The organism is Burkholderia sp. BCC0405, from assembly GCF_902833075.1.
GTDB lineage: Bacteria > Pseudomonadota > Gammaproteobacteria > Burkholderiales > Burkholderiaceae > Burkholderia.
This window is the reverse complement of record NZ_CADFEO010000019.1, coordinates 134,027-151,118: the sequence shown is the minus strand read 5'-3', so window position 1 is coordinate 151,118 and position 17,092 is coordinate 134,027. Positions and strand designations below refer to the sequence as shown.

General features: G+C 68.6%; 18 protein-coding genes. 8 read left to right on the top strand and 10 right to left on the bottom strand.

Annotated elements, in window-relative coordinates; all coding sequences use genetic code 11:
* Positions 1-32: 32 nt before the first annotated feature.
* The 6 genes from HWX36_RS27545 to pyk all read right to left on the bottom strand — a co-directional run bounded on the left by HWX36_RS27545 (position 33) and on the right by pyk (position 6,816).
* Positions 33-1,061, bottom strand: coding sequence for an L-threonylcarbamoyladenylate synthase (locus HWX36_RS27545; RefSeq protein ID WP_175956487.1), 1,029 nt, complete (start codon positions 1,059-1,061; stop codon positions 33-35).
* Between the two features lie 8 nt (positions 1,062-1,069).
* Positions 1,070-2,266 carry a 5-(carboxyamino)imidazole ribonucleotide synthase gene (locus HWX36_RS27540; RefSeq protein WP_175956485.1) on the bottom strand — a complete coding sequence of 399 codons (1,197 nt, stop codon included), beginning with the start codon at positions 2,264-2,266 and terminating at the stop codon, positions 1,070-1,072.
* Between the two features lie 80 nt (positions 2,267-2,346).
* Positions 2,347-2,868 carry a 5-(carboxyamino)imidazole ribonucleotide mutase gene (gene purE, locus HWX36_RS27535; RefSeq protein ID WP_039360624.1) on the bottom strand — a complete coding sequence of 174 codons (522 nt, stop codon included), beginning with the start codon at positions 2,866-2,868 and terminating at the stop codon, positions 2,347-2,349.
* 16 nt (positions 2,869-2,884) lie between these two features.
* Positions 2,885-3,775 carry a phosphoribosylaminoimidazolesuccinocarboxamide synthase gene (locus HWX36_RS27530; RefSeq protein WP_175956483.1) on the bottom strand — a complete coding sequence of 297 codons (891 nt, stop codon included), beginning with the start codon at positions 3,773-3,775 and terminating at the stop codon, positions 2,885-2,887.
* 233 nt (positions 3,776-4,008) lie between these two features.
* Positions 4,009-5,073, bottom strand: a complete 1,065-nt coding sequence (fba, locus tag HWX36_RS27525) for a class II fructose-bisphosphate aldolase (protein WP_011353066.1) — start codon at positions 5,071-5,073, stop codon at positions 4,009-4,011.
* A gap of 306 nt (positions 5,074-5,379) precedes the next feature.
* On the bottom strand, positions 5,380-6,816 hold the full coding sequence (gene pyk, locus HWX36_RS27520) for a pyruvate kinase (RefSeq protein WP_175956481.1): 1,437 nt from the start codon (positions 6,814-6,816) through the stop codon (positions 5,380-5,382).
* Between pyk and HWX36_RS37690 the strand changes: the two genes are divergently transcribed.
* Positions 6,815-6,943 (top strand): hypothetical protein, encoded by a 129-nt coding sequence (locus HWX36_RS37690; protein ID WP_021164118.1) that lies wholly within the window; start codon positions 6,815-6,817, stop codon positions 6,941-6,943. The genes pyk and HWX36_RS37690 overlap by 2 nt on opposite strands.
* Before the next feature lie 157 nt (positions 6,944-7,100).
* Here the strand turns inward: HWX36_RS37690 and HWX36_RS27515 are convergent, their stop codons facing one another.
* From HWX36_RS27515 to HWX36_RS27505, 3 genes are all read right to left on the bottom strand, one after another.
* Positions 7,101-8,297 (bottom strand): phosphoglycerate kinase, encoded by a 1,197-nt coding sequence (locus HWX36_RS27515; RefSeq protein WP_175956479.1) that lies wholly within the window; start codon positions 8,295-8,297, stop codon positions 7,101-7,103.
* Between the two features lie 279 nt (positions 8,298-8,576).
* Entirely contained in the window at positions 8,577-8,900 is a 324-nt protein-coding gene (locus tag HWX36_RS27510) for an AzlD domain-containing protein (RefSeq protein WP_174940363.1), read from the bottom strand.
* Positions 8,897-9,652, bottom strand: a complete 756-nt coding sequence (locus HWX36_RS27505) for an AzlC family ABC transporter permease (protein WP_175956477.1) — start codon at positions 9,650-9,652, stop codon at positions 8,897-8,899. Before HWX36_RS27505 ends, HWX36_RS27510 begins: the two co-directional genes overlap by 4 nt.
* Positions 9,653-9,845: 193 nt before the next feature.
* On the opposite strand from HWX36_RS27505, the gene HWX36_RS27500 reads away from it, so the two are divergent.
* The 6 genes from HWX36_RS27500 to HWX36_RS27475 all read left to right on the top strand — a co-directional run bounded on the left by HWX36_RS27500 (position 9,846) and on the right by HWX36_RS27475 (position 14,414).
* Entirely contained in the window at positions 9,846-10,769 is a 924-nt protein-coding gene (locus HWX36_RS27500; RefSeq protein WP_011353071.1) for a branched-chain amino acid transaminase, read from the top strand.
* A 50-nt stretch (positions 10,770-10,819) separates the two neighbouring features.
* The gene (locus tag HWX36_RS27495) at positions 10,820-11,014 is read left to right on the top strand and encodes a zinc-finger domain-containing protein (RefSeq protein ID WP_006749970.1); all 195 of its coding nucleotides are present in this window, start codon (positions 10,820-10,822) and stop codon (positions 11,012-11,014) included.
* A gap of 148 nt (positions 11,015-11,162) precedes the next feature.
* Positions 11,163-12,200, top strand: coding sequence for a lipopolysaccharide heptosyltransferase II (gene waaF, locus HWX36_RS27490; RefSeq protein WP_175956475.1), 1,038 nt, complete (start codon positions 11,163-11,165; stop codon positions 12,198-12,200).
* A 115-nt stretch (positions 12,201-12,315) separates the two neighbouring features.
* Positions 12,316-12,762, top strand: coding sequence for a nuclear transport factor 2 family protein (locus HWX36_RS27485; protein WP_006749968.1), 447 nt, complete (start codon positions 12,316-12,318; stop codon positions 12,760-12,762).
* A 34-nt stretch (positions 12,763-12,796) separates the two neighbouring features.
* Positions 12,797-13,834 carry a hydrolase gene (locus tag HWX36_RS27480; RefSeq protein WP_175956473.1) on the top strand — a complete coding sequence of 346 codons (1,038 nt, stop codon included), beginning with the start codon at positions 12,797-12,799 and terminating at the stop codon, positions 13,832-13,834.
* A complete protein-coding gene (locus tag HWX36_RS27475) occupies positions 13,827-14,414 on the top strand; it encodes a DUF2946 family protein (protein WP_175956471.1) in 588 nt (195 codons plus the stop codon). The genes HWX36_RS27480 and HWX36_RS27475 overlap by 8 nt, the downstream gene beginning before the upstream one ends.
* Before the next feature lie 39 nt (positions 14,415-14,453).
* Here the strand turns inward: HWX36_RS27475 and HWX36_RS27470 are convergent, their stop codons facing one another.
* Entirely contained in the window at positions 14,454-16,148 is a 1,695-nt protein-coding gene (locus tag HWX36_RS27470; RefSeq protein ID WP_175956469.1) for a M48 family metalloprotease, read from the bottom strand.
* Positions 16,149-16,422: 274 nt separating this feature from the next.
* On the opposite strand from HWX36_RS27470, the gene moaC reads away from it, so the two are divergent.
* A complete protein-coding gene (gene moaC, locus HWX36_RS27465; RefSeq protein ID WP_089456855.1) occupies positions 16,423-16,911 on the top strand; it encodes a cyclic pyranopterin monophosphate synthase MoaC in 489 nt (162 codons plus the stop codon).
* The last annotated feature ends 181 nt before the right edge of the window (positions 16,912-17,092 follow it).

The following is a 17,092-nucleotide window of genomic DNA, read 5'->3' as shown; positions in this document are numbered from 1 at the left end:
CGTTTTTTTTCATTCCTACGCCGGGATTGGCGTCAATCGCGCGCTTCGAACGCGGCCGCCGCGCGGCCGAGGCGATCGTTGACCGCGATCCATTCGACGGTCTCGGGCAGCTTCTCGACGAGAATCCGCGCAACCTGCGCGCGGTCGAGCGCACGCAGCATCCCGTACAGGTCGCGCGCATACGCCTGCGGATCTTCCGGCGCCGCGACGAAATGCACGCCGTCGGCCTGCGCCCAGCGTCCCGCGCGCGACGCGCGTGCGACGAGCGCGACACGCTCGCCGTCGGTCTGCGCGGCCGCGAGCAGCGGCTCGAGCGCGTCGAACGGCAGCAGCGCGAGCGGCGTGCGCGGCGCGTAATGCGCTTTCAGCGTACCCGACGCGCGCGGCGCGGTCGCGTCGCTGCCGTCCGGCAGCCGCGGGGCGCGACCGAGCACGTCGGCGATCTGCTGCGGCGTCACGTGGCCCGGACGCAGCAGCGCCGGAAAGCCGCGCGACAGGTCGAGAATCGTCGATTCGATGCCGACTTCCGATGCGCCGCCGTCAAGCACGTGCACGGTGTCGCCGAATTCGTCGCGTACGTGCTGCGCGGTGGTCGGGCTCACATGGCCGAACCGGTTCGCGGACGGTGCAGCGACGCCGCCATGCCCGCCGCGCCGCGCGCTGAACGCGGCCAGCAGCGCCTGCGCGACCGGATGCGACGGGCAGCGCAGCCCGACCGAATCCTGGCCGCCGCTCACGGCGTCCGGAATGCGCGCATGGCGCTTCAGGATCAGCGTCAGCGGGCCCGGCCAGAACGCATCGATCAACGCCTGCGCGTCGGCCGGCAGATCGTCGGCCCAGTAACCGGGATCGCCGCCCGGCGGCAGGTGCACGATCACCGGATGATTCGCGGGGCGCCCCTTCGCCGCGTAGATGCGCGCGACGGCCTCGGGATTCGCCGCGTCACCGCCAAGCCCGTAGACGGTTTCGGTCGGAAAGGCGACGAGCTGGCCCGCATCGAGCAGCGCGGCGGCCGCGTCGATCTGCGCGGCCGTCACCGGGTTCGGGAGATCGATGGACATCGGCCGGCTCAGTCGAGCGGCACGCGCAGCAACTGCGCGCACGCGGTGGCCGCGGCAACGGCTTCGTCGCGCGTCTCAGCCGTGAAGTTCACGTGGCCCATCTTGCGGCCGACGCGCGCGTCTTCCTTGCCGTACAGGTGCAGGTGCGCGGCGGGCATCGCCGCGACCGTGTCCCATGGCGGCGTGACGGCATCGGCCGCAGCCCCGTTCGGGAACCACACGTCGCCGAGGATGTTCAGCATCGTGGCCGGCGAATGCTGGCGCGGGTTGCCGAGCGGCATGCGCGTCATGGCGCGCACCTGCTGCTCGAACTGGCTCGTTGCGCACGCATCGACCGTGTAGTGGCCGGAGTTGTGCGGGCGCGGCGCCATCTCGTTCGCGACGAACGACCCGTCTTCCAGCACGAAGAATTCGACGCACAGCACGCCGACGTAGTCGAGCGTATCGGCAATCCGCACGGCGGCCCGCTGCGCCTCTTCGACGCGCGCGGCATCGGCAGCCGGCGCGGGCACAACCGTCAGCGCGAGGATGCCGTTGTGATGCACGTTCTGCGCGAGCGGGAATGCCGCCGAGCGGCCGTCCGCGCCGCGCGCGATCAGCGCCGACACTTCGTATTTCAGCGGCAGGCGCTTCTCGAGCACGCACGGCACGCCGTTCAGCGCCGCATACGCGTCGCGCGCTTCCTGCGCGGTACTCACACGCACCTGGCCCTTGCCGTCGTAGCCGAGCCGCGCGGTCTTCAGGATGCCCGGCAGCACCGCGTCGAGCGCGGCATCGTCGAGCGCGGCGAGTGCCGCCGGCGATTCGATCACGACGTGCGGCGCGACGGGCACGCCCGACGCTTCGATGAAGCGCTTCTCCGCGATCCGGTCCTGTGCGATCGCGACGCAGCGGCCGGCCGGCGCGACGAACGTCGTGCGCGCGAGGAAATCGAGGCTCGCGGCCGGCACGTTCTCGAACTCCGTCGACACCGCGTCGCACAGGTCGGCCAGTTCGGCGAGTGCGGCTTCGTCGTCGTAGGCCGCGCGCAGGTGGCGGTCGGCGACCGCGCCGGCGGGGCTCGCCGGATCGGGATCGAGCACGGCGACGCGATAGCCCATCGACTGGGCGGCAAAGCAGAACATGCGGCCGAGCTGGCCGCCGCCGACCATGCCAAGCCACGCGCCGGGCAGGATCGGGGAAACGGAATCAGGAGTTGCGGTCATGTCAGTGGTCGGTCGCGGCGGGCGCTGCCCGCCGCAGTGGGGAGGTCAGGCAGCCGCGACGCGCGGCCGCCGGTGCGCCGTCATTCCAGCGGCGGCAGCACCATCGCGTGCGCGGCTTCGTTCTGACGCACGCGGAACGCGGCGAGCCGGTTCGCATAGTCGACCGAGTTGCCGGACAGGATCGACACCGCGAACAGCGCGGCGTTCGCAGCGCCGGCCTCGCCGATCGCGAACGTCGCGACCGGCACGCCCTTCGGCATCTGCACGATCGAGTGCAGCGAATCGACACCCTTCAGGTACTTGCTCGCGACCGGCACGCCGAGCACCGGCACCGTGGTTTTCGCGGCCAGCATGCCGGGCAGGTGCGCGGCGCCGCCGGCGCCCGCGATGATCGCGCGCAGCCCGCGCTCGCGCGCCTTCTCGGCATAGTCGAACATCTCGTCGGGCATCCGGTGCGCGGACACGACCTTCGCTTCGTACGGCACGCCGAATTCCTGCAGGATGGCAACCGCGTGCTTCATCACGTCCCAGTCGGAACTCGAACCCATCAGCACGCCGACGAGCGGCGCGCTGTGCGTGTGGGCAGTCTGAACTTCGCTCATGTGTTCCGTTCCCCGATCAGGCGAGCGCCTGGCCCGTGATGCGCTCGAGCGCTTCCTGGTACTTCGCGGCCGTCTTCTCGACGACGTCGGCCGGCAGCGCCGGCGCCGGCGCCGTCTTGCCCCACGGCTGCGCCTCGAGCCAGTCGCGCACGAACTGCTTGTCGAACGACGGCGGGTTCGTGCCGACTTCGTACTGGTCAGCCGGCCAGAAGCGCGACGAGTCGGCCGTCAACACTTCGTCCATCAGGTACAGCTTGCCGTGGTTGTCGAGGCCGAATTCGAACTTCGTGTCGGCGATGATGATGCCGCGCGTTGCCGCGTAGTCGGCCGCTTCCTTGTACAGCTTGATCGAGATGTCGCGGATCGTCGCGGCCAGCTCGGTGCCGATGCGGCGCTCGGTTTCCTCGAACGTGATGTTCTCGTCGTGCTCGCCCATCTCGGCCTTCGCGGCCGGCGTGAAGATCGGCTCGGGCAGCTTCTGCGCGTTCTGCAGGCCTGCCGGCAGCGGCACGCCGCACACGGCGCCCGACGCCTGGTATTCCTTCCAGCCGCTGCCGGCCAGGTAGCCGCGCACGACCGCTTCGATCATGATCGGCTCGAGGCGCTTGACGACCACGCCTCGGCCCTTCACCTGCTCGACCTCGTCGGCCGCGACGACGGCTTCCGGCGCGTCGCCCGTCAGGTGGTTCGGCACGATGTGCGCGAGCTTGTCGAACCAGAAGTTCGCCATCTGGTTCAGCACGCGGCCCTTGTTCGGAATCGGCTCGCCCATCACCACGTCGAATGCCGACAGGCGATCGGTCGTGACGATCAGGAGCTTGTCGTTGCCGACCGCGTAGTTATCGCGGACCTTGCCGCGACCGAGGAGCGGCAGCGAGCGGAGCGTGGATTCGTAGAGGGTAGACATCGTCTTTTCGCAGATAAGGAGCCAAACCAAAAGGGAAACGCCGTTCCCCGCGGCAGGCGGGAACGGCGGTCTTGCAATACGTCGGCGAACCGGCCGGGCGACGGCGCCCGGGCGATTGCCGGCCGGCCCTCGTTCGGCCGGACGGAGCGGCTGCCCGGGGCCGGATCAGACCCGGCCGGGCGGCCTTGCCTTTGCCCGATGCCAGCATCGGGCGCGGCAATCGTACTACAGTCTCAGCGCACGACCTGTGCGAGCGCGCCGGACTTGTATTGCTCGGCGATCTTGTCGAGCGACACCGGCTTGATCTTGCCGGCCTGGCCTTCGCAGCCGAACGCGAGGTAGCGGTCGACGCAGACCTGCTTCGCCGCTTCGCGCGCGGGCTTCAGGTAGTCGCGCGGATCGAACTTGCCCGGGTTCTCGAACAGGTAGCGGCGGATCGCACCGGTGATCGCCAGACGCAGGTCGGTGTCGATGTTGATCTTGCGCACGCCGTGCTTGATGCCTTCCTGGATTTCCTCGACCGGCACGCCGTAGGTTTCCTTCATGTCGCCGCCGAATTCGCGGATCTCGGCCAGCAGTTCCTGCGGCACCGACGACGAACCGTGCATCACGAGGTGGGTGTTCGGGATGCGCGCGTGGATTTCCTTGATGCGCTGGATCGACAGGATGTCGCCCGTCGGCTTCTTCGAGAACTTGTACGCGCCGTGCGACGTGCCGATCGCGATCGCGAGCGCATCGCACTGCGTGAGCTTCACGAAGTCGGCGGCCTGCTCCGGATCGGTCAGCAGTTGCTCGCGGGTCATCGTGCCTTCCGCGCCGTGACCGTCTTCCTTGTCGCCCTTCATCGTCTCGAGCGAGCCGAGCACGCCGAGTTCGGCTTCGACCGTCACGCCGATCGAGTGCGCCATCTCGACGACCTTGCGCGACACGTCGACGTTGTACTCGTACGACGCGACCGTCTTGCCGTCGGCTTCCAGCGAGCCGTCCATCATCACGCTGGTGAAGCCGCTGCGGATCGCGGCCATGCAGACTGCCGGCGACTGGCCGTGATCCTGGTGCATCACGACCGGGATGTGCGGGTACGACTCGACGGCTGCTTCGATCAGGTGGCGCAGGAACGGCTCGCCCGCGTACTTACGCGCGCCGGCCGATGCCTGCATGATCACGGGCGCGCCGACCTGGTCCGCCGCCGCCATGATCGCCTGGACCTGCTCCAGGTTGTTCACGTTGAAGGCCGGCAGGCCGTAACCGTGCTCTGCCGCGTGGTCCAGCAATTGACGCATTGATACGAGAGGCATTGTGGAACTCCTTGGAATGAAAACCGGTGCGCCCTGACGCCGGCGCGGCGCTCGCTCCCGGTCGAACCCGGGGTGGGGTGGCGCGGCGCGGCTGAGCGTCGAATAGCCGCATTTTATCGCGAAGCGCCTCCGATTCCGACCGCCCGGTGGCGCCGACCCGCAATTTGTTACGTTGGCACGGCACAATGCGGGCAAAAAAGAGAAAAAAAGCCGCGCGGGGCTTCGGACCCCACGCGGCTTTCGCGTGACAAACGGTGTCGGATCGATTCGTCAGCCGATCCGGCCGGCCCGATGCTCAGTCGGCGCTCAATAGTGCTCGCCGACCCGCACGATCTTCAGCGTGTTGGTGCCGCCCGCCTGCCCCATCGGCTCGCCGACGGTCAGCACGACCATGTCGCCGTGCTGCACGTAGCCCTGCTTGACGACGATCTCGAGCGCCGCCTGCAGCGCCGAGTCGCGGTCGCTGTTGAAGTCGACGTGCAGCGGCGTCACGTTCCGGTACAGCGCCATCGTGCGCTCGCTGCCGACGCGCGGCGTCAGCGCGAAGATCGGCACGTGCGTGTAGTGACGCGACATCCACAGCGCGGTCGCGCCCGATTCGGTCAGTGCGACGATCGCTTTCGCGCCCAGGTGATACGCGGTGAACAGCGCGCCCATCGCGATCGACTGGTCGATCCGCGTGAACGTGCGGTCGAGGAAATCCTTGTCCAGCTCGACCTCTTCGGACTTTTCCGCCTCGACGCACACGGCCGCCATCGTCTCGATCGTGACGACCGGGTACTTGCCGGCAGCCGTCTCGGCCGACAGCATCACAGCGTCGGTGCCGTCGAGCACCGCGTTCGCGACGTCCGACACTTCCGCCCGCGTCGGCACCGGTGCGTGGATCATCGATTCCATCATCTGCGTCGCGGTGATCACGAGCTTGTTCGACTCGCGCGCCATCCGGATCATCCGCTTCTGCAGCGCCGGCACGGCCGCGTTGCCCACTTCCACCGCGAGGTCGCCGCGCGCGACCATGATGCCGTCGGATGCGTCGAGAATGCTTTGCAGCGCCGGAATCGCTTCCGCGCGCTCGATCTTCGCGATCATCTTCGGCTTGATGCCGTACGGCGCGCCCGCGATGTTCGCGAGCTGGCGCGCCATTTCCATGTCGGTCGCGTTCTTCGGGAACGACACCGCCACCAGATCCGCGCCGAGCGACATCGCGGTGCGGATGTCTTCCATGTCCTTCGCGGTCAGCGCGGGGGCCGACAGGCCGCCGCCCTGGCGGTTGATGCCCTTGTTGTTCGACAGCTCGCCGCCCACCTTCACGATCGTGTGGATCTCGTCGCCGAGCACGCGCTCGACGGTCAGCACGATCAGGCCGTCGTTCAGCAGCAGCAGGTCGCCCGTGCGCAGGTCGCGCGGCAGTTCCTTGTAGTCGAGGCCGACGCGCTCGTCGTTGCCAAGTTCGCAGCCCGCGTCGAGGATGAAGGACTGGCCCGGCTCGAGCGTCGTCTTGCCGTTCTCGAACTTGCCGACGCGAATCTTCGGGCCCTGAAGGTCGGCCATGATCGCGATCTCGCGGCCGACCTTGCGGGCGGCCTCGCGCACCATCTCGGCGCGCTGGCGGTGATCGTCGGCCGTGCCGTGCGAAAAATTGAGCCGCACGACGTCGAGGCCCGCCTGCATCATCTGCAGCAGAATCTCCGGCGAACTGGAAGCCGGGCCGATCGTGGCGACTATCTTGGTGGCGCGCTGCATGAAACTCCTCATCTGGATCAAGGTGGATGCGCTGGGTGAAACGCTGCGAGAGCCGGAAGCGGCAGGCCCAGCGGCGGCCGTTCCGGGGGGCGTGCCGGTGCTTGCGCCCGGCATCGCTTTGTTCTGAATCTCGTGGTGCTGCTCGGCCGCGTCGCCGGCGGCCGCCGGTGCGCGCGGGGCGGTGTTCGCCCGCGCGGGCGCGCGTTTGCGCTTGCCCGCGCCGGCCGGCTGCTCCGCTGTCGCGGAGCGCGCGGCCTTCGTCACCCCTGCGCGCGCCGCCACGCTCAGGCCGCCCGCGTTTCCAGCACTTCCACCGCCGGCAGCTTCTTCCCCTCGAGGAACTCGAGGAAGGCGCCGCCGCCCGTCGAGATGTAGCTGACCTGGTCATGGATGCCGTACTTCGCGATGGCCGCGAGCGTGTCGCCGCCGCCTGCGATCGAGAACGCGGACGATTTGGCGATCGCCTCCGCGAGCGTCCTGGTGCCGTTGCCGAACTGGTCGAACTCGAACACGCCGACCGGGCCGTTCCACACGATCGTGCCGGCCTTCTCGAGTTGGCTCGCGAGCGCCTTGGCCGTATCGGGGCCGATGTCGAGGATCATGTCGTCCGCTTCGATGTCGGCGACCTGCTTCACCGTGGCCGCGGCCGTCGGCGAGAATTCCTTGGCCGTCACGACGTCGGTCGGGATCGGCACCGATGCGCCGCGCTCGCGCGCTTCGTCGATGATCGCCTTCGCCTCGTTGACGAGGTCGGCTTCCGCGAGCGACTTGCCGATCGACAGGCCGGCCGCGAGCATGAACGTGTTCGCGATGCCGCCGCCGACGATCAACTGGTCGACCTTGCCGGCCAGCGACTTCAGGATCGTGAGCTTGGTCGACACCTTCGAGCCGGCGACGATCGCCACCAGCGGGCGGGCCGGGTTGCCGAGCGCCTTGCCGAGCGCGTCGAGTTCGGCGGCCAGCAGCGGGCCCGCGCACGCGACCGGCGCGTACTTCGCGATGCCGTGCGTGGTCGCTTCCGCGCGGTGCGCGGTGCCGAACGCGTCGTTCACATACACGTCGCAGAGCTTCGCCATCTTCTGCGCGAGCTCGTCCGAATTCTTCTTCTCGCCCTTGTTCACGCGGCAGTTCTCGAGCAGCACGACCTGGCCCGGCGCGACGTTCACGCCGTTCTCGACCCAGTTCGACACGAGCGGCACGTCGCGGCCGAGCAGCTCGGCGAGACGCGCCGCGACCGGCGCGAGCGAGTCTTCCGGCTTGAATTCGCCTTCGGTCGGACGACCGAGGTGCGACGTGACCATCACGGCCGCGCCGGCGTCGAGCGCAGCCTGGATGGCCGGCACGGACGCACGCACGCGCGTGTCTTCGGTGATGTTGCCCTGGTCGTCCTGCGGGACGTTCAGGTCGGCGCGGATGAACACCCGCTTGCCGGCGAGCTGGCCGGCGGCGATCAGGTCGGTAAGACGCTTGACTTGGCTCATGTTGAACAGATTGAAGTAGTGGATGGGGAAAGGGGGTTCACGCTGGACGTGCGCGGGCTGCCGCGAAAGGGCGCCGGATGCGGCCGTGGCTGGCGGTTCGCATGACGCGCACGGGTAAAAAATCTCGAACGGGCATTCTAGCCGATCCACCCGGCGGACTGACCCGCGGGCGGCGAATTCCGCCTATTTGGGATCGCGCGCGGGAACGGACACATCGCCGCAACGCGGCAATGCATCCGCACGAGCGGCCAGTACCCGACGGGCCGGAACGGCGGCCCATCAGAAGATCAGGCGCAGCGCGGTGAACACGAGCATCCCGACGACGATCGTGCCGAGCATGCTGCGCCGCCACAGGAACCAGCCGAGCCCCGCGAGCGCCGCGTAGAACGGATGGTTGGACAGCGCGAACGACAGCCCGGCCGGTGTTTCGAGCACGTCGGGCAACACGACGGCGACCAGTGCCGCGGCCGGCGCGTAGCGCATGGCGCGCTGCGCGCGTTCGGGCAGCACGGTGCGTTCGCCGCCGATCAGGAACAGCGCGCGCGTGACGGCCGTGACGATCGTCATCCCGATGATGACGATCCAGATTTCCGTCGCGCTCATTCGATCTCCTTCTCGTGCACGGTTTCGGTGCGGATGCGCCGCCAATCGGCCCGCTCGACGAAGAAATCGGCCGTGCAGCCGGCCGCGAGCGCGGCGAGCACCGCGAGCGGCAGCGCGAGCCGGTACGGCAGGTCGAACGCGACGAGCGACACGACACCGGCGACCGCGACGGCCGCGAGCGTCGAGCGGTTCGCGACCGCCGACACCATGATCGGAATCAGCGCGAGCGTGCCGGCCAGCTCCAGCCCCCAGCTCGCGGGAAAAACGCTCGCGAGCAGGATGCCGGCGAGCGACGACACCTGCCACGACAGCCAGCTCGCGAGCGCCATCCCCCAGAAATACGCCTCCTTGCCGGGCACGTGGCCGTACGCGAAGCCCTGTTTCTGGAACAGCAGGTAGATCACGTCGCCGTTGAAATAGCCGATCGCGAGGCGCCGCCACAGCGGCAGGTAGGAAAAATGGGGAGCAAGCCCGGCGCTGAAGATCACGAAGCGCGTGTTGACCATCGCGGCCGTGAGCAGGACGGTCCAGATCGGCAGCTTCGCCGCGAGGAGCGGCAGCACCGCGAGCTGCGACGAGCCCGCGTAGACCAGCAGCGACATCGCGCTCGCCTGCCCGAGGGTCATCACCGACTTGCTCATCGCGATGCCGGTGACGAGCCCCCACGAGAAAATCGCCATCAACGTCGGCGAATAGTCGCGCGCGCCCTGGATCAGCGCGAAGCGGTCGGTGGCGGACAATCGAGCGAGCATGGGAAGCGGGCCGCAGCGGGCGGTTCGTCGGGCCGCCGGCGCCTCCTGCCGGTACGACCCGTCGTTATTGGAATCGGTACCGGGCGATTATAGCGCCGGCCCCGCGCCGACCGACCGGATCGCCTTCAAATGACGCTAAAATGAGCGTCTTTCCGGCTCAACGCTGCATACAACCGCATCCCAGGAGAAATCTATGTCAATGGCCGACCGCGACGGCAAGATCTGGATGGACGGCAAGCTGATCGACTGGCGCGACGCCAAGATCCACGTCCTGACCCACACGCTGCACTACGGCATGGGCGTCTTCGAGGGCGTGCGCGCGTACAAGTCGGCCGACGGCAGCACCGCGATCTTCCGCCTGTACGAGCACACGAAACGTCTGCTGAATTCGGCGAAGATCTTCCAGATGGACGTGCCGTTCGACCGGGAAACGCTCGAAGCCGCGCAGCTCGAAGTCGTGCGCGAGAACAAGCTCGAGTCGTGCTACCTGCGCCCGATCATCTGGGTCGGCTCGGAAAAGCTCGGCGTGGCCGCGAAGGGCAACACGATCCACGTCGCGATCGCCGCATGGCCGTGGGGCGCGTACCTCGGCGAGGAAGGCCTCGCGAAGGGCATCCGCGTGAAGACGTCGTCGTTCACGCGCCACCACGTGAACGTGTCGATGGTGCGCGCGAAGGCGTCGGGCTGGTACGTGAACTCGATCCTGGCGAACCAGGAAGCGACGGCCGACGGCTACGACGAAGCGCTGCTGCTCGACGTCGACGGCTACGTGTCGGAAGGCTCCGGCGAGAACTTCTTCCTGGTGAACAACGGCAAGCTGTACACGCCCGACCTGTCGTCGTGCCTCGACGGCATCACGCGCGATACCGTCATCACGCTCGCGAAAGACGCCGGCATCGAGGTGATCGAGAAGCGCATCACGCGTGACGAGGTCTACACGGCCGACGAAGCGTTCTTCACCGGCACGGCCGCCGAAGTCACGCCGATCCGCGAGCTCGACAACCGCACGATCGGCAGCGGCGCACGCGGCCCCGTCACGGAAAAGCTCCAGTCGGCGTTTTTCGATATCGTGTCGGGCAAGAACGCGAAGTACGCGCACTGGCTGACGAAGGTCTGAGCGCGCCGCGCCACCGACCGCCCCACAAAAGAGTGATAAGAGAAAGTCTCATGAGTGAAATCAAGGAAATGCCGCTGGTCGAGCTGACGGCCAAGGATCTTCCCGCGTACTGCCCGAACCCGGCCATGGCGCGCTGGAGCGCTCACCCGCGCGTCTTCATCGACGTCTCGCACGGCGAAGCACGCTGCCCGTACTGCGGCACGCGCTACAAGCTGCGCGACGGCGAGGTCGTCAAGGGCCACTGAGCCCCGGCGGCCGGTCCTGCAGGTTTGCAGGACCGCCGGCCCGCAAGGCGGCGCAGCCGGATTGCCGGCGCGCCGCCCTTCTCCATTCTGGCAACCCGAACGCGGCGCCTGAGCGCCGTGCTTCATTACGACATCGGAAGTCGACCTGATGCGTCGAGCGCTGGTTATCGCACCGAACTGGATCGGTGACGCATTGATGGCGCAGCCGCTTTTTGCGCTGCTGAAGAAAAACCATCCCCGCATCGCGATCGATGCCGTCGCGCCCTCGTGGGTCGCGCCCGTGCTCGAACGGATGCCCGAGATCCACGATGTCTACGCGACCGATCTCGCGCACGGCAAGCTGCAGCTGCTGCGCCGCTGGCAGCTCGCGAGCGACCTGCGCGACGTCGGCTACGACGCCGCGTACGTGCTGCCGAATTCGCTGAAATCCGCGATGATCCCGTGGCTCGCGAACATCCCGCTGCGGGTCGGCTACACGGGCGAGCACCGCTACGGGCTGCTCAACGTGCGGCACGCGAACCCCGACAAGTCGGGCGAGCGGCCGCCGATGACGGCTCACTACGCAGCGCTCGCGTACGCGCCGGGCGCGAAGCTGCCCGAATCGATGAAGACGCTGCCCCCGCCGCGCCTCGACGCCGACCTGAACGAGACGGCGCGCGTGTCCGCGCGCTTCAATCTCGATACACGCAAGCCGCTCGTCGTGTTCTGTCCCGGCGCAGAGTACGGCCCGGCCAAGCGCTGGCCCCCGGAGCACTTCGCGACGCTCGCCACCATCGTCCATCAGTCGTTCCCGTACACGCAGATCGTCGCGCTCGGCTCGCAGAAGGACGCCGCCGCGGCACAGGCGATCGCCGACCACGCGCCGAACGTGCGCAACCTGTGCGGACAGACTTCGCTGTCGGAGGCGTGCGCGCTGATCGCGCGCGCGAACGCGGTGGTCACCAACGATTCGGGGCTGATGCACGTTGCCGCCGCGCTACGCCGGCCGCTCGTCGCGCTGTACGGATCGACCGATCCGCGCCACACCCCTCCGCTGTCGGACCTGGCGAAGGTACAATGGCTTCATCTCGAATGCAGTCCCTGCTTCGAACGCGAGTGCCCGCTCGGCCACCTGAAGTGCCTGCGCGAACTCGGTCCCGAGCAGGTATTCGGCGATTTGCGCGGCATGCTCGTCGGGCAGCGCTGACCCTGGCCGGCAGCGTCGCACGACGCGCCGGGCAATCCGATTCACCGGTGTACGGCGGCTCCATCCGGGCCGCCGTGCTGAATACGGCGCGCGACGCGCGCGAGAGATAACCCCGATGCCACGTTTTGCCCGCCTCTTCGAAGCCGCCGCCGATACGCTGAACGCCTACTACCAGGCCGTCGCCGATGCCAATCTCGACGCGCTGCTGGGATTGTGGATCGACGAGGATTTCGCCAGCTGCGTGTGGGCGGACGGTGAGCATCTGCACGGCCTCGACCAGATCCGCAGCGGGCTCGCCAACCGGCTCGCCACGCGCCCCGTGACGATCGAGCCGCTCGACATCCGCGTGTACGACAGCCTCGGCACGGTCGTCTATACGATCGCCGAAGCGCATCAGCAGGCCGACCTGACGGCCGAACCCGACATGGTTTTCGCCACGTACGTGATGATTCACGAACGCGGCGAGTGGCGCATCGCGCATATTCACGCGAGCCCGATTCCCGAACAAGCGGCCGGACAATTCGCCGCGAAGATCCGTCATGGGCAGGGTCCGCTGCACTGACGAAAAGACGAAGCAACGCATCCGCGGGGCGATCATGAGTACGGCTTCTCCGCCCACATCGCCGCTGACCGGGGCTCCGGCCCCCGACGACGACAACCTGCGCTATCGCGCACCACGCTGGCTGCCGAACAGCCATGCGCAAACCATCGTGCCCGCGCTGTTCGCGCGGCGCCCCGTCGTCGCTTACCGACGAGAGCGATGGGAAACCCCCGACCACGACTTCATCGATCTCGACTGGGTCGCGCATCTCGACAGCGCCGCGCCGCAGCCCGACGCGCCGCTGTTCGTGCTGTTCCACGGCCTCGAAGGCAGCTCCGGCTCGCACTACGCACTCGCGATGATGGCCGCCGCGCGCGCGAAGGGCTGGCACGCCGTCGTGCCGCACTTCCGCAGTTGCAGCGGCGAGATCAACCGCCAGCCGCGCTTCTACCATCTCGCCGACAGCGCCGAGGTCGACTGGATCCTGCGCCGGCTTGCCGCGCAGCATCGCGGGCCGCTGGTCGCGGCCGGCGTATCGCTCGGCGGCAACGTGCTGCTGCGCTGGCTCGGCGAGCATCGCAGCGACACGTCGATCCTGCGGGCGGCCGCCGCGATCTCGACGCCGATCGACGTGCACGCCGGCGGGCGCGCGCTGTCGCAAGGCTTTGCGATGGTCTACACGCGCAGCTTCCTGAAGACGCTCAAGCGCAAGGCGCTCGCGAAGCTCGACCAGTACCCTGGGTTGTTCGACCGCGAAGCCATGCTGCAGGCCGTGACGATGCGCGACTTCGACGAGGTCGTGACCGCGCCGCTGCACGGTTTCGCGGATGCGGACGACTACTGGACCAAGGCGACGACACGGCCGCTACTGCCCGCGATCGACGTGCCGACGCTGATTCTCAACGCCCGCAACGACCCGTTCCTGCCTGAATCGGCGCTGCCGGGGCCGGCCGACGTATCGCCGGCCGTCGAGCTCGACCAGCCCGCGGCGGGCGGGCACGCGGGATTCATGACCGGGCCGTTCCCCGGCCGCCTCGACTGGCTGTCGGCGCGGGTGTTCGGCTATTGCTCCAAATTCGTCGACCATGGATGACATCGTCAGGCAGGCCCTCGCCAAATGGCCAGACGTGCCGCACTGTACCGGCTGGCTGCTGCTCGACCGGCGCGGCGAATGGCGGCTGCGCGATGATGCCGCGCAGGCGGCCGGCGAACTCGGCTCGCCGATCCGGCATGCGGCGCTGAACGCGTTCATCGGCCGCAACTACGAATGCGACGCGCAGGGCCAGTGGTTCTTCCAGAACGGGCCGCAGCGCGTGTACGTCGAGCTCGCCTATACGCCGTGGGTCGTCCGGCTCGCCGAGCGCGACGGGCAACTCACGCTCACCGACCAGACCGGCACGCCGTTCGAACCGGACGAAGCATGGCTCGACGACGCGGGTGGCGTGCTGTTTCACGCGGCGGGCACGCCGCCGCGCATCGCGGCGCTGCACGACCACGATCTCGGGCTGTTCGCCGATCACGCGGATCTCGATGCCGCGCCGCCGGTGCTGCGCTGGCGCGACGGCCGCACCGTGCCGCTCGGCAGCATCGTCTGCGCCGATGTGCCCACGCGATTCGGCTACATCGCAAGCCCGGCGCAACAGGCTCGCGACGCGACCCGCGGCGGCAACTGACCCGCAGCGGCGCCGTCCGCCTTTACCGCACGCCGGCCGCTACCCGCGGCCGTTCTTCTCGTCTTCGCGCTCTTCCTTGTAGCGCGCTTCGAATTCCAGCAGCCGCGCGCCGATCATCGACTGTTCGTAAAACGACACGTCCTTCGCGTCGCGCGCTTCCTTCAGCTGGCGAATCGCCGACGGCCACGCGCCGTCGAGCGCGAGCTTCTCCGCGAGCGCGCGGCGCCGCGCCGGCAGGTCGCCCTTGCCGTCGCTCGCCTTCGCAAGATAGTCCCACCAGTCCGGCTGCTCGGGATCTGCCTTCGCCTGCGCGCGTGCCTGCGCCTGCGCTTCGGCGAACCGGCGTGCCGCGATCAGCGCCTGAAGATGCGCGACGATCGCGGCGTGCGATGCCGGCCAGCGCCGCTGCGCGAGTGCCGCAAGTCGCACCGCGTCGTCAGCCCGCCCCGCGCGGCGCGCGATATCGGCGGCCAGCACGTCGAGGCTCGGCGAACTCGTCACCGGATCGTCCTCGCGCCGCTCGCGCGCGTCGAACGCGGTGCACGCCGACGCGAGCGCGTTGCCGGCCGCGTCGTACTCGCCGAGCAGCGCCTTCGCGAGCGCGATGCCGTACCAGTTCGCCGCGACGTTCGGCGCGGTGCGATCGTCGATCTCGAATTGCATCCTCCGCGCCTCGGCCGCGATGTCGGTCGGCGCGCGGTTCTGCAGGACGCGCAGCCGCGCGCGCACGAACCCGTATTCGGCCGACTGGCGCGGCTGACGGTACGGCGCGCGGCGCGCGCGATCCTCCATGTCGGCGATCCGCTCACCGGTCAGCGGGTGCGTGCGCGCATAGGCCGGCACGCCCGCATCGCCCATCGACGCGCGGTCGAGCCGCTCGAAGAAGCCCGGCATCCCGTACGGGTCATAGCCCGCGCCCGCGAGCAGCTGGAAGCCGACGCGATCGGCCTCGCGCTCGGCCGATCGTGAAAAGCGCAGCTGGTTGTCCACCGCATACGCCTGCCCGCCCAACGCGATCGCACTGCCGAGATCGCCGCTTCTCGCGAGCACGCCGGCCAGCACGCCGAGCAGCATCGTCGCGAGCGCCGTATAGCCGGTCTTCTCGTTCGCACCGATCATCCGCGCGATGTGCCGCTGCAGCACGTGCCCCATCTCGTGGCCGACCACCGACGCGAGTTCCGATTCCGTCTGTGTCGTGACGACGAGCCCGCTGTTGATCCCGATGAAACCGCCCGGCATCGAGAACGCGTTGATCTGCGGATCGCGGACCGGGAACAGGTCGAAGTCCGGCGTGTAGCCGCCAATGAAGCGCGCGGCCGCCGCGGCCGCGAGCCGCGCCGCCATCGCGTTCAGGTAGTCGCGTACGAGCCAGTCGTCGAGATAGTCGGGATCGCGCCGCACTTCACGCATCACACGCTCGCCGAGCCGGCGCTCGGCCTGCGGCGTCAGGGAACCGCCGGAACCGTCGCCAAGGTCGGGCAGCTCGAGCGAGCGAAGCGGCGCACGCAGGCTCGCGGCCGGCGCCGATGCGCCGCCTGCGTCCGAAAATCGGCTCTCCGCGCCGCCGTATGTGCCGAACACGCCGGCCGCGATACCGGATGGCACGGTGGAAATCGACCGGGCGCCGCCGGCCGCCGATTCGAGCGGCGGCGCGGACGCGCTCTGCGCATGGCTGTTCGGCGGCAATGCGAGCGCCGCCGACAGCGATATGGCAAGCAACTGTTTGACACGCATGGCAGGATGAAAACGACGCCGTCCCGCGCGCCGGGCGCGCTTCGCGGCGTTTGGTCTGAACATTCGGGTCATTGTACCGGCGACATCACGACTGTCCCGTGCGGCATACGCGCCATCTGCGTACCCGGCGCCGCGAATGCCGCTGCTATGATAGGCGCCCGTTGAAACGTTGGATCGGATCGGGGTGCGAGGATTGGATACGGCGCCCTGCCTGATCGCGAAGCAGGACCGCGGGGCGTGCTCGCGCGCGCACGCCGTTCCACTGGAGCATGACATGTCAGGACTCACCCATTTCGACGCCGCCGGCCATGCGCACATGGTCGACGTCGGCGGCAAGCAGGAAACCCAACGCATCGCGATCGCGCGCGGCACGATCCGGATGTTGCCGGCCACGTTCGCGCTGATTCGCGACGGCAAGGCCAAGAAAGGCGACGTGCTCGGCGTCGCGCGCATCGCGGCCATCCAGGGCGCCAAGCGCACGGCCGACCTGATCCCGCTGTGCCACCCGCTCGCACTGACGCGCGTGGCCGTCGAGTTCGAACTCGACGACGCGCTGCCGGGCGTCCACTGCGTCGTGCAGGTCGAGACGTTCGGCCGGACCGGCGTCGAGATGGAGGCGCTGACGGCCGTGCAGGTCGGGCTGCTGACCGTCTACGACATGTGCAAGGCCGTCGATCGGGGGATGGTGATCACCGACGTGAGCGTGCGCGAGAAACGCGGCGGGAAGTCGGGGGACTGGAAGGCGGAGGAGCCGGCGGGCTGAGTGGCCCTGCGACGGTCGATCCGGCCAGAACCGCTAACGCCCTGCCGTTGCCCGGCCGGACGACGTGCGCGCCTTGCTCGTCAGGCCGACGATCTGACCAAATTTGAAATGCCGTTGAAGGGCAAATTCGAGATATCCGTCGTTTATCTCATACAATTGCGAGATTCCGCACGAGAGAGCG

Coding starts and splice junctions, on each gene's coding strand:
- fba (WP_011353066.1), bottom strand. CDS start 5,073: ATGCCTCTCGTATCAATGCGTCAATTGCTGGACCACGCGGCAGAGCAC.
- HWX36_RS27545 (WP_175956487.1), bottom strand. CDS start 1,061: ATGTCCATCGATCTCCCGAACCCGGTGACGGCCGCGCAGATCGACGCG.
- HWX36_RS27505 (WP_175956477.1), bottom strand. CDS start 9,652: ATGCTCGCTCGATTGTCCGCCACCGACCGCTTCGCGCTGATCCAGGGC.
- HWX36_RS27540 (WP_175956485.1), bottom strand. CDS start 2,266: ATGACCGCAACTCCTGATTCCGTTTCCCCGATCCTGCCCGGCGCGTGG.
- HWX36_RS27485 (WP_006749968.1), top strand. CDS start 12,316: ATGCCACGTTTTGCCCGCCTCTTCGAAGCCGCCGCCGATACGCTGAAC.
- waaF (WP_175956475.1), top strand. CDS start 11,163: ATGCGTCGAGCGCTGGTTATCGCACCGAACTGGATCGGTGACGCATTG.
- HWX36_RS27510 (WP_174940363.1), bottom strand. CDS start 8,900: ATGAGCGCGACGGAAATCTGGATCGTCATCATCGGGATGACGATCGTC.
- HWX36_RS27470 (WP_175956469.1), bottom strand. CDS start 16,148: ATGCGTGTCAAACAGTTGCTTGCCATATCGCTGTCGGCGGCGCTCGCA.
- HWX36_RS27500 (WP_011353071.1), top strand. CDS start 9,846: ATGTCAATGGCCGACCGCGACGGCAAGATCTGGATGGACGGCAAGCTG.
- purE (WP_039360624.1), bottom strand. CDS start 2,868: ATGAGCGAAGTTCAGACTGCCCACACGCACAGCGCGCCGCTCGTCGGC.
- moaC (WP_089456855.1), top strand. CDS start 16,423: ATGTCAGGACTCACCCATTTCGACGCCGCCGGCCATGCGCACATGGTC.
- HWX36_RS27475 (WP_175956471.1), top strand. CDS start 13,827: ATGGATGACATCGTCAGGCAGGCCCTCGCCAAATGGCCAGACGTGCCG.
- HWX36_RS27495 (WP_006749970.1), top strand. CDS start 10,820: ATGAGTGAAATCAAGGAAATGCCGCTGGTCGAGCTGACGGCCAAGGAT.
- HWX36_RS27480 (WP_175956473.1), top strand. CDS start 12,797: ATGAGTACGGCTTCTCCGCCCACATCGCCGCTGACCGGGGCTCCGGCC.
- pyk (WP_175956481.1), bottom strand. CDS start 6,816: ATGCAGCGCGCCACCAAGATAGTCGCCACGATCGGCCCGGCTTCCAGT.
- HWX36_RS27530 (WP_175956483.1), bottom strand. CDS start 3,775: ATGTCTACCCTCTACGAATCCACGCTCCGCTCGCTGCCGCTCCTCGGT.
- HWX36_RS27515 (WP_175956479.1), bottom strand. CDS start 8,297: ATGAGCCAAGTCAAGCGTCTTACCGACCTGATCGCCGCCGGCCAGCTC.
- HWX36_RS37690 (WP_021164118.1), top strand. CDS start 6,815: ATGAAACTCCTCATCTGGATCAAGGTGGATGCGCTGGGTGAAACGCTG.